9 protein-coding genes are annotated in these 13,940 nt (G+C 42.2%); 4 read left to right on the top strand and 5 right to left on the bottom strand.

What is annotated here, in order from left to right; all coding sequences use genetic code 11:
- Positions 1-101: 101 nt before the first annotated feature.
- Positions 102-1,658, bottom strand: a complete 1,557-nt coding sequence (locus ACFFRD_RS13815; protein ID WP_392481985.1) for an ATP-binding protein — start codon at positions 1,656-1,658, stop codon at positions 102-104.
- 205 nt (positions 1,659-1,863) lie between these two features.
- Between ACFFRD_RS13815 and ACFFRD_RS13810 the strand changes: the two genes are divergently transcribed.
- The 3 genes from ACFFRD_RS13810 to ACFFRD_RS13800 all read left to right on the top strand — a co-directional run bounded on the left by ACFFRD_RS13810 (position 1,864) and on the right by ACFFRD_RS13800 (position 3,638).
- Entirely contained in the window at positions 1,864-2,316 is a 453-nt protein-coding gene (locus tag ACFFRD_RS13810; protein WP_392481984.1) for a cupin domain-containing protein, read from the top strand.
- A 117-nt stretch (positions 2,317-2,433) separates the two neighbouring features.
- The gene (locus ACFFRD_RS13805; RefSeq protein ID WP_163936000.1) at positions 2,434-2,976 is read left to right on the top strand and encodes a hypothetical protein; all 543 of its coding nucleotides are present in this window, start codon (positions 2,434-2,436) and stop codon (positions 2,974-2,976) included.
- 179 nt (positions 2,977-3,155) lie between these two features.
- A complete protein-coding gene (locus ACFFRD_RS13800; protein ID WP_012411333.1) occupies positions 3,156-3,638 on the top strand; it encodes a hypothetical protein in 483 nt (160 codons plus the stop codon).
- A gap of 63 nt (positions 3,639-3,701) precedes the next feature.
- On the opposite strand, the gene ACFFRD_RS13795 is transcribed toward ACFFRD_RS13800, so the two are convergent.
- The 3 genes from ACFFRD_RS13795 to ACFFRD_RS13785 form a co-directional block, all read right to left on the bottom strand.
- Positions 3,702-3,998, bottom strand: a complete 297-nt coding sequence (locus ACFFRD_RS13795) for a hypothetical protein (RefSeq protein ID WP_392481983.1) — start codon at positions 3,996-3,998, stop codon at positions 3,702-3,704.
- 156 nt (positions 3,999-4,154) lie between these two features.
- Entirely contained in the window at positions 4,155-4,280 is a 126-nt protein-coding gene (locus tag ACFFRD_RS13790) for a hypothetical protein (RefSeq protein ID WP_392481981.1), read from the bottom strand.
- Complete coding sequence (locus ACFFRD_RS13785; protein WP_392481980.1) at positions 4,246-5,958, bottom strand: tetratricopeptide repeat protein; 1,713 nt, start codon at positions 5,956-5,958, stop codon at positions 4,246-4,248. Before ACFFRD_RS13785 ends, ACFFRD_RS13790 begins: the two co-directional genes overlap by 35 nt.
- A 452-nt stretch (positions 5,959-6,410) precedes the next feature.
- Between ACFFRD_RS13785 and ACFFRD_RS13780 the strand changes: the two genes are divergently transcribed.
- Entirely contained in the window at positions 6,411-7,601 is a 1,191-nt protein-coding gene (locus tag ACFFRD_RS13780) for a transposase (protein WP_392481979.1), read from the top strand.
- A gap of 112 nt (positions 7,602-7,713) precedes the next feature.
- Here the strand turns inward: ACFFRD_RS13780 and ACFFRD_RS13775 are convergent, their stop codons facing one another.
- Positions 7,714-13,356: a PAS domain S-box protein gene (locus tag ACFFRD_RS13775; protein WP_392481978.1), complete on the bottom strand. Its 5,643-nt coding sequence runs from the start codon at positions 13,354-13,356 to the stop codon at positions 7,714-7,716.
- Between the last annotated feature and the right edge of the window lie 584 nt (positions 13,357-13,940).

Here is a 13,940-nt window from a genome sequence, read left to right as displayed (position 1 = left end):
CACTCTTACAAAATATATGTGCTGATTTGCTTGATCGCTCTTGAGCTATTCTAAAGCCAGATCGGGGAAAAGTAGGGAAGAATTAAGCTGTTAGAAGCAGTTTATTGCACTGGTAAAGGTAGCAGTACATAAAAAGTGCTACCTTCACCTAAAGTGCTTTGAACCCAGATTTTGCCATCATGTTGCTGGATGATATCTCGGCAAATAGCCAGTCCTAAACCTGTTCCTCCTTTGTTGCGGGAGTCGGATGCATCCACTTGCTGAAAGCGCTCGAAAATTATTTGTAATTTATCTTCAGGAATTCCTCGCCCTTGATCTTTGATAGTAATCAAAAGGTATTTGGGTAATAAAGGCTCATTTTCTTTAGGCTCAACGCCTTGAGATTCTGAGAGAGTGGCACTTATATACACCGTGTCTCCTGGTTCAGAAAACTTAATAGCGTTGCTCAGTAAATTAGTCAGGGTTTGCAGCAGGCGATCAGGATCTGCCCAAAGTTCAACTTCTACAGGATTTATAATCAATTTGACTTGGAATTGATCTGCCATTGCTTGCATTGCTTCTGTGGCATTAGTTAGCAAGTCTGCGGCGTTGTACTTCATCTTCCGCGTGAAGATTTTGCCCGATTTCATCCGCTCTAAATCGAGAATATCGTTCACTAAACGAATTAGGCGTTCAGTATTAGTGGTGGCAATGCTCAGAACTTTTTGGCCTTGTTCATTCAGAGTTCCCAGTTGTTCTGAACCCAATAAATCTAATGCTCCCATTGTGGAAGTTAAAGGTGTACGCAATTCATGACTGACTAAAGAGATAAATTCGTTTTCTAGACGTTTGCGTTCGGTGATGTCATTGGCAATTAATAAAGCACACGGTACTCCAGCTAAGTCAATCAATTCGAGAGATATTAGTATGGTTTTGAGTTCTGCACACTTAGTTGAAAATTCAAATTCTAGATTGTACAATGACCCAGTTTCTGGCAGAAGTTGAATTGTTTGAGCGATCGCGACTGTGTTTTTACCCAAATTAAGTTCAGTAGCAGTATTTCCAATCACTTCGTCTAGAGAGTAGCCGCTCATCTTCAAAAAACTGGGATTGACATCAATAAAACGAGCATTCGAGACTGTAGCGATCGCGATCGGATTGGGACTAGAGCGAAAAACTTTAGCAAACTTCTCTTCTGCTTTGGCGCGAGCCCTTTGGGAAGCTTCGCTAACGTGAATTTCCTGCTGCAACCGCTCATTTTGGGCTTGGAGTTGTTGTTGCAGTTTCCAAATCGTTAAGTGATTTTCAATTCGTGCTAAAACCTCTTCTAGTTGAAAAGGCTTAGTGATATAGTCCACTCCCCCAACTGCAAACGCTTTCACCTTATCTAGCACATCACCCAAAGCGCTGATAAAAATTACCGGAATTTCGCGAGTGCGATCGCTTGCCTTCAAATGTTCGCAGACTTCATACCCATTCATCTCCGGCATATTCACATCCAACAAAATCAGGTCGGGGGGAACTGCATTTGCCCCTCGTAAACCCGTAGAACCCTTAGTTACACTCCGAACTTTATATCCCTGTTCCGTCAACATGGCAGATAAGAGGTTCAGGTTTTCTGGCGTGTCATCAATCACCAGTATGTCTGCTTTGGGAAAGTTGAGCGACTCTTTAGGCATGGCAATATCGACTTTAGCCAGAATAGGCTACTAATGATTTCTAGAAATTGTAACCTTAGTCCTAGGTCTTAATAATCCTTTACAAAAAAAATCCCAATTATTTATTTATCTACCCTAGTTCTCCCCGATTAATTTCTAATCTTAAAAACATCGAATCAAATTTATAGCTCACACCTACCAAATTACACAGTACGGAGTAACTTCTATGCAAAGTTCAACCATGCGTAAACCAATTATTCTTGCACCAGGAGAAGGTAATCAATTCTCAATTATGGGTGGACAATTTACCACCAAAGCAACTGGTGAAGAGACAAATCAAGCTTGGAAAATTTATGAAATTACAGACACAGAAGAAAATGGGCCACCACTACACACTCACCCTTGGGAAGAGGCATTTTATATTCTCGAAGGAGAACTAGACATCCAAGTTGGTACAGAAACTATTTTGGCATCAACCGGCTCTTTTGTTAATATTCCTCACAATGCACCACACGCCTTCAAGATTCGTTCTGCTACTGCTAAATTTTTGGTTTTAATCTCACCTCAAGGCGCGAAAAACTTTTATGAAGAAATGGGTCAAGTCGCAGATAGTCCATCGCCAAACATGGACAAAATACAGCCTCTTTTGAACAAATATGGATTGCAATTTCTGGCGTGAATCTTTCTGTTTAGATGTAGGGCGTACAGCTAGCTGTACGCCCTTACGGGGAAAAGCTATACATAAACACGCAGAATTTCCATTTGTTGATAAATAAATCTATTTCTAGAAAGCAATATGTACTCAATAACAAAACCAAAAGCTGCTCACCTTTTAACTACTAGTGCGTTGAGTTTGGGAATCATCGCTAGCCTTGTTTTTTACCCAAGCGCGAGTCAAGCAGGTAAAAATGATGCTGGAGTACCAGGCGAACTCCAGGGCGAGTGGCGGTACGGTCGAATCTCGTCTATCCAATATCAAGACAGCTACACAGGTCGCCCAGCAGCCCCAAATGGTTCAAGCGATCAATTTCAACTCGCATCTAACGGAAACTACCAGCGAAATCGGCTGCTTCAAATCACCACTTATAACTGTGCATCTAATCTCTTCATAGAAGAAAAAGGCAAAGTTAAGATTGAAGGTCAACGTCTGACTTTCCAACCTAGCGACAGCACATCCAAAGGGCAAATCTGCAATAGCGGGCGCACCTACTCCAGCCGCAATTCGGCAAAGGCTGAGACTTACGAGTGGTCGATTGAGACGAACGAGTACGGACAGCAAGTTCTGGTACTTGAGACCACTGATGGCAAGGGCAAAGCTCATTACGGCCGACCTCAATAAGCATTAAACCTCTTGCAAAAGTGCTTTTTGCAAGAGGGGGAAAAGGGGAAAGGTTAAAGGGAAAGGGTAGTATTTAAACCTTTTCCCTCTTCCCCTTTACCCTTTTCCCCTCTTCCTTGCCTCCCCTAGTTCTCCCCGATTGCTTTGTAATCTATAAAATATCGAACTGAGGTTATCCCATGATTCACCATATTTCAATTGCTGTTAGAAACCCCAGCCACGTTGCTCAAGTTCTGGCGGAAATTTTAAAAGCACAAGCTGTTCCATTTCCTCCTAACCCAGGAAGCTATATGGTTATACCTTTTGATGAATACGGTACAGCTATTGAACTCTATCCTTTAGGCTCTCAAATTGAACCTGGTGAAAATGATGAAGAATGCGTATTTGTCCGTACTGCAATTACTTCTATGTATACAGATATTCATGCAGCTATTTCTGTACCCATCAGCCAAAAAGAAATTGAACAAATCGGTGTCCGTGAAGATTGGCGTGTAGTGCGCTGTAACCGCGATTCTTTCTTTGATGTGATTGAGTTTTGGGTAGAAAACAGATTAATGATTGAATTGCTAACACCAGAAATGGCATCTCAATATTTGAAATTCGCCACTCAGCAAGAAAATCTAAAATATTTTGTGGCAGAACCAGCTTTAGCAACAACTTGATAAATATCTATCGAACAGAATTCAGGAATCAGGAGTCAGAATGGGCTAAACGCCCCGCTAGCGCTAACAGTTAGGTATTCTGTACAACTGGTGGATAGCGTTAGCGAGTATTCGTTCGCGCAGCGTCTCGTAGAGAGCGCCGCGTCTTGATTCTGACTCCTGAATTCGTTTATTCAAAGAAGTTGTAGTTACTAAAACTTCTTCGTTAGTAACTCCAGAAGGAGTTGTAGTTACTAAAACTTCTTGGTTAGTAACTCCAGAAGGAGTTGTAGTTACTAAAACTTCTTGGTTAGTAACTTCAGAAGGAGTTGTAGCCACTAAAACTTTTTCGTTAGTAACTCCAGAAGGAGTTGTAGCCACTAAAACTTGTTAATTAATAAGTCAAAAAAGAGTTTTATTAACTAAAACTTCTTTTTAACTTATCATTCAATGAATTTTTATAATTAAAAAATTAATTTATTTAATACAAATTTGGTTTTACTTATCAAATATGCGATCGCACAATCAAAGAAAATATTACCAGCCGATCGCACCTAAAGTAATCGCACGTTCTACATCTTCAGGCGATGATCGCATCACCTCCCTATCCCCTGTCTCTTGACTCTGGCTACTCTCGAAGTTTTCTGATGCGATTAAGTGCATCCTCATAATCTTGATTTTTACCTTGTTGTTGATAAATGTTAGCTGCACTTTGAAAATCAGCGATCGCTCCTTCCTTGTCTCCTAAATCGGAGCGGGCATTACCTCGGTTGTAGTAGGCATCGGCATAGTTAGGATTAATCTTGAGAGCAGCGTTGTAATCAGCGATCGCTCCTTCCTTGTCTCCTAATTGACGGCGGGCTATTCCTCGGTTGTTGTAGGCATGGGCATAGTTAGGATTAATCTTGAGAACAACGTTGTAATCAGCGATCGCTCCTTCCTTGTCTCCTAATTGACGGCGGGCTAATCCTCGGTTGTAGTAAGTATCAGCATCATTAGGATTAATCTTGAGAACAACGTTGTAATCAGCGATCGCTCCTTGGTTGTCTCCTAATTGATGGCGGGCTACTCCTCGGTTGTAGTAGGCATCGGCATCGTTGGGATTAATCTTGAGAGCAGCGTTGAAATCAGCGATCGCTCCTTGCTTGTCTCCTAATTCGTAGCGGGCTAATCCTCGGTTGTAGTAGACTTCAGCATCGTTAGGATTAATCTTGATCGCAGCGTTGAAATCAGCGATCGCTCCTTGCTTGTCTCCTAATTCGTAGCGGGCTAATCCTCGGTTGTAGTAGACTTCAGCATCGTTAGGATTAATCTTGATCGCAGCGTTGAAATCAGCGATCGCTCCTTGCTTGTCTCCTAAATCGGAGCGGGCTGTTCCTCGGTTGTTGTAGGCGAAGGCATAGTTAGGATTAATTTTGAGAGCAGCGTTGTAATCAGCGATCGCTCCTTGCTTATCTCCTAAATCGTCGCGGGTAGTACCCCGATAGAGATAAGCTTCAGCATAATTAGGATTGAGGCGAATGGCTTCGCTATAATCAGCGATTGCCCCTCTATAATCTTTTTTACTATATTTGTCGTTCGCTTTAATATAAAAGTCATCTGCTTTGGATGCAGCAGCAACATTAATACTTGGCAGATTCACTCCCAAATCTACCCCCACAGCTAACATCCTCTGTGCAGCCGAATATATAGTAGTTCCAATCCCCGTAATAATTTTACTCTGGCTTTTTTCACTTATTGCTTGCTCATCAGACCTGCCGTGAATTGCTACTACTTCCCCTTGTTCATTTAGCACCGCACCCCCACTCATACCTTTTAAAGTATCATTATCGTAAATGATGTTATAACCATCACGCTGTGCCGTCCCGTTGGCGTTTACTTGTCCTTTGTTAAAAAAGAAACCTGGGTTAGAAATAGCTGCTGTCTTAGCGGGAAACCCAGCGACATAAACAGTAGTGGCGCGTGTGGCTTCATCGGAATTACCAATCTTGGCAATGTTATAAGTTTTGCTACTGCTAAACTCCAAAACTGCTAAATCTGCCTGTGGTAAGGGCTGCATCGATTTAATTGAATTACTTTGCCCATCTGGTGTTAATATTTTATATTTTTGACCACTCTTCACCACATGATAGGCAGTGAGGACAGTGTAAGTATTCTCAGAGCGTTTGATAATAATTCCCGAACCTGAATCGGTGGAGTTTTGAGTGTTGACAATTTTTACTGTAATATCTTGAGCTATTTTTTCTAGTGCTGATGCAGATAATCCTAATGCTACCTGCGACTGCACCAATACCATTGATACACCAATCAGCGCAGATGAAAGTCCATAATAATATTTCATATTTTTACCCGATTTTTTTGATTCTTACCCAAAACAAAAACTTCACTCTGTGCCAATACTGCGTAGGTTTTGCCTAAAAAATAATAAATGTGTATATAAGTCGAATTACCCCCCTTAATCCACCCTTGTAAAAGGGGGAAACAAGAAATCCAGTTCCCTCCCCTTTCCAAGGCTACGGTGTACACACATCTTTCTAGAAAACCAAAATCGTTGTAGATCCCCCTAAATCCCCCTTAAGAAGGGGGACTTTGAGAGCTTTTTGCCCCCCTTTTTAAGGGGGGTTGGGGGGATCAAAAGCTTGTGGCGCAACTTTAGAAGACTTGTGTATACACCGTAGCTTTCCAAGGGGAGGGTTAGGGTCTGACAGGTGTAGGTTTTTTACAAGGGTGTGAGTATTCATTCACTCTCGACAGAAAATAAAAGCAGACTCACAGAGTGAAACAGAGGCTCAAATGCTAAAAAATGAGTACCTCAAACAGTGGACACGTATAGTGTCACAGAAAATGCCACATTTGACGTTACCACAAGTGGTAGGACTAGCAACATGGAGTTTTGGCATGGTGATGACAAAATCAAGTAGCTTGAGCAAAGTGTCAAAATTCATTGCCAAAGTCAACTCTCAAAAGGCAAATACGGTACGTCAAAGATTAAAAGAATGGTATCAGGAAGCAAAAGCCAAAAAAGGAAAGTTGCGTCGCACTCTAGATGTAAGTAGTTGTTTTGCGCCATTGCTGTTATGGGTGATAAGTTTGCTACCTGCCAATATCAAGCGTATTGCTCTAGCACTAGACGCAACCAGTATCGGCAATAAATTTGTAGTTTTATCAGTAAACATACTCTTGGCGGGTTGTGGAATCCCTGTGGCATGGTGTGTGGTTAAAGCACATGAACCGGGAAGTTGGAAAGGGCATTGGCAAAATCTGCTCACAGCAATCAAAGATGCCATACCGACTGAGTTTGATGTGATAGTCACCGCTGACAGAGGACTGTATGCTTGTTGGTTATATGAATTGATCGTTGCTGCTGGCTGGCATCCGTTTTTACGCATTAACCATCAAGGAACTTATCGCCTACCACCTGGCAATACATGGTATCCACTTGCAGATGTGGTTTCTGTGCCAGGAACATCTTGGTCAGGTCGAATTATCTGTTTTGTCACCAATCCCGTTGAATGTACATTGCTTGCCCGTTGGGATCTTGGCTACAAAGACCCTTGGTTAATTCTGACTGACCTTGAGCCAACGAGCGCCTCTGCACTCTGGTACGGTTTACGTCCTTCTACAGAATGTGTTTATCGGGATGTGAAATCTGATGGTTGGGATTGGCATCATACTCGTTTGCTTGACCCACAACGTGCTGAACGTTTGTGGTTAGCTATCGCTGTTGCCACACTTTGGATGGTGATGCTGGGTGGCGAAGCTGAAAATCAATCTTCTCCCCCTAACCTCGAACAACTTCCTCCTCGACATATTGTCTTTTCTCAACCTTTCCACCTTCATCCTAGGCGTCAGATTTCTTGTTTTCTTTTAGGGTTGTTGACCCTGATTGCTGATTTACTCAACCATCTTCCTCTTCGTCTTCCGAGTTGGAGTGCTTTTCCTCATACTCCTGTTGATAATTTCTTTTGCTTCAATTCCTCCTAATTGTAAAAAACCTACACCTGTCAGGTAGGCGGAGCGGGGATATTTTTTAATTGTAAGTCCCATAAGAACAGCCCTTAAATACCCGACTTCCCTCAATTTACCCGTTCTGAACTCAGTTACAATTTTCTTCCGTTACATCAATAATTTCATCGAAGCAGAAACTTCGGACTAAATTTGTCAATTTTTCTGCCAAAGTAGAATGTGTTGGTGGAATTTGCTCAATTAGTTGAAAAATCCTTTCGGCATCGACTTCAACGGCTGCCTGATTAAGTTCTGTTACCCATTGAGCAGGCATAATGGTAATTGCAGAGCGAAGATCCAAAATGGAAAATTGAATATTCTTTAGGTTGTTGTCTGTTGAATCTTCACTACTTTCTTCTGTACAGATATAGCTCACCTGCAAATATTCAGCTATTTTTTCAAAAATTACCTGCTCACGAAATGGCTTACGAACCAAGTCGTTGCAACCTGCGGCTAAGATACTTGCCTGTTGTTCTTCAAAAGCACTGGCAGTTAGGGCAATAATTACAGTGCGGTGATTTGTATTTGTATTTCTTTCCCTGGCTCTAATCTCTTTAGTTGCATCGTAGCCGTTCATTACAGGCATCCGCATATCCATCCAAATAAGATGAGGCTGCCAAGTTTGCCACATTGCGATCGCTTCTTGTCCATTATTCGCAGCCTTAATTTCAAAACCAATGCTACCAAGAAGTTGCACAATTAAATCGCGGTTTTCTTTACGGTCATCCACTACCAGAATCCGGTAAGAGGGTTGGCCTGCTGCTAGCTTGATGACACGTCCCTTATTCAACCTTGGTGAAACTTTCAATGCTGCGGCTAAATTTACTTGGATGTCAAAGCTAAAAGTAGATCCTTGTCTAGGGGTACTCGTTAAGTAAATATCGCCACCCAGCAACCGCACAAATTGGCGGCTGATTGTCAATCCTAGCCCAGTTCCTTCTTTGGTTTGGATACCACTTGTTGTCTGAACAAAAGGCTGAAACAAGTTATTCATTTCTTCTGGTGCTATTCCCCGTCCAGTGTCTTCGACTTCAAAGTGAAGGAATGGAGCATTGGGGATTGGGGATTGGGGATTGGGGATTGGGGATTGGGGATTGGGTATTGGGGATTGGGTATTGGGGATTGGGCATTGGGTATTAGTTATTTTTCTAGTTACCCGATCATCTTGTCCACTTATTCCCTTATCTTCAGTCCCCAGTCCCCAGTCCCCAGTCCCCAAGCTTACCCGCAACGTTACTCCGCCTGTTTGAGTAAACTTGACGGCGTTACCCAAAAGGTTAATGAGAACTTGGCGGAGTTTCCCTTCATCTGTCTGGATATAACGGGGAAGATTGGGAGCAATTTCAAATCTGAGGAATAATTGCTTTGTTTGTGCCTTTACCTGAAACATTTCTTGTAATGTTTGCAACAGCAGATAAAGGTCGAAGTCTTCAGGGGTGAAAATGATTTGTCCAGCCTCAATTTTGGACATTTCTAGGACATCGTTAATCAGATTGAGCAAGTGTTCGCCACTGCGGTTAATGGTAGCTAAAGATTCACGTTGGTTTGAGTTGAGGCTAGTATCTCGTTCCATTAACTGAGAAAAACCCAGGATGGCATTAAGAGGCGTGCGGAGTTCGTGGCTCATATTAGCGAGGAAAGCACTTTTAGCTTGGTTGGCAGTTTCGGCTGCTTCTTTGGCAATTCTTAGCGCTTCTTCTGCTTGATGTCTGGCTCGACCGATCGCAATTATTTCACCTACCAGCTTCAATAGATTAATATCTTCTTGACTCCAGGTTTTCGAGCAGTGAATCATCGCTGCACCAACAAATCCCACTACATTGCCAGCATGAACCATTGGCACTGCTAGTAAAGACTGAAACGACATACTTTCAAAAACTTTTCGCTCAGGTAGATGGGGTGGTAAATTTTCCACACAAGAGATTTGTCGATGCCTACCACGGAGAATCGGTTCGTAGAAATAGGGGAAAACTTCTACAGGCGAGCCTTTTGCAATATCAATCAATGGTGCAACATCTTCACCACACCATTCATGGATGAGGTGGAATTCACGTTGATCTTGGGAGCATTCAAAGATGCAACTGTGTTCGGCACTAATAAACTCAGCGATCGCTTGGAGTGTAAAATTAATTGCTGTTTCTAAATTTTGGTCAATAAATTGGCGAGAAATGCTACTGAGTAAACTTTCTGCTTGAGTCCGACGTTGCAGGGCGGCTTCTGCTTGTTTGCGATCGCTAATATCACGAGCTACACCTACAATCTGGAAATTACCCTGGGCATCTTGTGTGCGGACTGCATTAGAGGTTAGCCAAACCCAGCCCCTAGTACGATGTTTAGCGCGGTACTCAGTACCAGAAATTCCTTCACCGGTTGCGAGGATAGTTTGGGCGACTTCTTGACATTTTTGCACATCATCGGGATGAGTAAATAATGCCAAAGAATTACCCTCCATTTCGCTGGGGGCAAATCCGGTAGTATTCAAAATATTAGGAGAAATATAGTTGAAAACCCCATCAGCACTGATCGCGAACAGCACATCATTGACCTTTTCAACGATAGTGCGAAACTTTAACTCGCTTTCTTGTAGGGCTGCTTCTGCTTGTTTGCGTTCTAATTCGGCACCGGCACGGGCTGCAAAGATTTTGATAATCAGTTCCCGTCCCGGATCGTGCTTCATAGGTTTGACATCTATCACTGCTAGATGTCCAATGATTTCCCCAGAGGAACTGGTGAGAGGAACGCCAAAAAAACTCTCGGCATTCATCCTCACTAAATCTGCATCTTCAGGGAAAGCAGCTTGCACTCTTTGGGGGTAGTGGCACAGATTGCCTTCCAAGGTATGTTGACAAGGAGTGCCGTGCAAATTGTATTCCAAATTTTCGTTAATCGCCCCGCAAGACCAAAATGCCAAAGTGCGGACTTTAGTTTTCCGCTCATCATGAAACTCAGTGACTAGGGCATATTGAACTTGCAATACTTCAGCCAGATAACGAACGCAGGAATTGAAGAATTCATTACCTGTTTTTGCTGCTGTACCCTCAACAATTAAGCGTAAAGCCTGTTCTTGTCGTTTGCGATCGCTAATATCTGTAAAAACGGAATCTAAACAGGATTCTTCAGCGTTGAGACGGAGTGACAACAGTAACCAAACAACCGAACCATCGAGTCGCTGTAGTGCTACTTCAAAATTACGAACTTCACCATCTTTTTCTAACTCTGCTAACATCCGTGTGCGATCGTCTGGATTAGCATATAAGTCAGTTGTGAAAAACTTGCCAATCAAGTCAGCAGCAGAGGCAAAACCTAAAATATCGGCACCGCGTTGATTAGCCTCGATAATTAATCCATCTTGTTGCCGAGTGCGGAAAATACCCACTTGAGAATTTTCAAAGATGTTGCGGTATTTCATTTCACTACGCCGCAAAGCTTCTTCTGCTTGCTTGCGTTCTGTAATGTCACGTCCTACACCCAAAATAGCAACTGTGCCACTCTCAGGATTAATTGTCGAAGTATTAAAGTTGAACCATCGCCAATTGCCATTTTTGTGTCTTAATCGCACCTCAATATCAGTCAGTTTTTCTCCAGTAGCAGCCCTTTGTAATGCTGCGGCGCTAGTTGCTAAATCTTCCGGTTTGGTAAACTCCACCACAGAATGACCTTCTATTTCCTCTAGGCTGTATCCCATAATTGAGGTAACATTAGGCGAATGATAGGTAAAGATTCCATCTAGGTTAAGGACGAATATCAGGTCATTAGCATTTTCAACGATGCTACGGAACTTTAACTCGCTTTGCTGGAGGGCTGCTTGAGCGCGTTTGCGTTCTGTGGCATCAGTGCCTACTGAAAGAATTTCGATTAAGTTTCCTTGTGCATCTAATATGGGTTTATTTGCCCAGACTATCCAGACGCGATCGCCATTTTTGCATAAGTTCTCATTTTCGTTGAATAGATAGTTTTCTGGGTGTTGACAAATATCAACCATTAATGTCTGTAAGTCGCGCCCAGAAGTCTCGGTTTCTGGAACAATTGTGCCGATGACATTATGCCCGATAATTTCATCTAAATCGAAGCCAAAAAGCCTTTGACCGTAGTCATTTAAAAATATAATGTCACCGTTGCCGTCCCAACGCAGAATAATACAGTTGGCTGTTTGCACCAAATCTCGATACTGGACTTCGCTTTGTCGTAAGGCTTCTTCGGTGCGCTTGCGATCGCTAATATCGCGCACTACTGCCAAGATGTGTGGCTTACCGTTGTAAATGCAAGTCGTTCCTTTGACTTCCACATCTATTAAAGTACCATCTTTACAGATATCAACTGCTTGCCCATAAAATTGCTCACCAGATCGCGTTGTTTCAAGAAACTCTAGAAAAACCGAATGTGAGCTTGGGTGAATATAGACAGATGGATGTAAAGTGAGAAATTCTTCATAAGAATAACCGTGCATTTGATAAGCCGCAGGATTAACTTCAGCGACTTTTTCAGTTTCTATATCAGTAATAAATAGTCCATCATTGATTGCTTCAAAAATGGTGCGATATTGCAACTCACTTTGCCTTAGTGCTTCTTCTGACCTTTGGCGTTGGGTGATGTCGCGGAAAGTCCATACTCTACCAATAATCTGTTCGCCAATGCGCTGAGGACAGGAATATCGCTCAAATATCCTACCATCTTGTAGTTCTAAGCAATCATAACTAACTACTTCCGGCTGTGAATACAATTCTCGGACTCGTTGCAAAAACCCATCGGGGTCTTTTAGCTGGTTTGCCAAATACGCCAGTCGCTGAGGATGATCTGGTTCTGTCAAAATTTCTGGTGGAATTGACCACATTTCTAAGAACTTTTGGTTATGAGTAGTAATATTACTTAAACTATCAACTACTAAGATACCGTCTTGAATCGATTCAAAGATCGCGCTTAACAGAGACAAAGAGTTTTCTAAGGCTACTTGAGTTTGTTTGCGATCGCTCAAATCCCTTCCTAAAACCACTAGAGCCTTGCGCCTACCATCCTGATGAAATAGGGGAGCTTTAATCATATCGACACTGCTAACTGTCCCATCAGGTCGAGGTATAATTTCTTCTACCCGATGCACACATCCCAACTGCCAAGCTTGCTCATCTGTTTCCTTGCAGTTGAGTAAAGCATCGTGATAAAAATTGCTAAATTCTGCCAGTTCGGAGTCTGTTTTGCCTTGATAATCAACCCCTTGTATCTCTAAAAATTCTAGGTTAGCCTGGTTTGACAGCAACCATTTTCCTTCGCCATCCTTTAAGCAGATAATATCGGGTGTAGCGTTAATTAATGTCTGCAATCGCTCTTCAATCTCTTGCAAAGATTCTTGAGTTTGTTTCGTTAGCGTGATATCCCGAATCACCAGTATTGCACATCGATCGTCAGTCAGTTCGGTACAGGTACCAGAAATTTGTAGTGTTAAAGTTCGCTCACCCTGCTGGTACTGATAATTTGCTGTTTCATATTCCCCATTGAGTATCTGCACATCAGGATAGGCTGGCTGTCTTGCTTGTGCTAAGGGTAGTAAGTCAGTTAATTTTGCGCCGCAGATATTGCCGTGGGGTTGATTTACCAGAGACTCAAAATGAGAATTGCACCATTGAATGCGTCTGTCTTTTCCTACCCAGACTACAGCATCAGCGATCGCACCTAATGTTACTTCCATCTTGGTGAGGGTAGCTTGCAATTGCTTCACCTGCTCCAATTGTTTAGCGCTCATCACCCACTCCTTAATGTCTCCTGGTGTAGATAGAACAACTTGGTATAGTGATTGTATCTATAGTTGCTCATTAAGGTATTTAACTATAGCAAAACTACATACTGCCTTTAAATGTTACAGCAGCAATACGGTTATCAGCATCATTGAGGGTTAAAGGGGAAAGGGAAATGGGGAAAGGTTTTGAATACATCCCACATTCCGCATGTTAGTTTCAAAATTTTGGTATTTTCTATAAACTAGTTCTGACAAAGGTTTCGGGTATTGAACCTATATTCTGCACTCTGCGATCGCAACTCTGGCTTATTGCCCCGCCGTAAGTACTCTTTAATTAAAGAATGCTTAATATCAAGCATTTTGCTATACAATATTTTTAGCTTGAGATATTTTTTGCTAACTGTGCTTAACTGTCTAACATATATTTCTTAACTGTCTTAACTGTCCTTGCATTCTATTGAAAATTGTGAAATATTGAAACCATGAAGTGCGCTCTTGATAGACTTCAAGCCACTTCCATTCTTCACATTTATCAAGCTAAACGCTTTAAGCGGACGGCTATATGTGCTGCTGTAATAGTTAGTAATTAC

It is taken from the genome of Nostoc sp. C110, assembly GCF_043099725.1.
In the GTDB taxonomy this organism is placed as follows: domain Bacteria; phylum Cyanobacteriota; class Cyanobacteriia; order Cyanobacteriales; family Nostocaceae; genus Nostoc; species Nostoc muscorum_A.
This window is presented reverse-complemented; position numbering and strand designations above follow the sequence as displayed.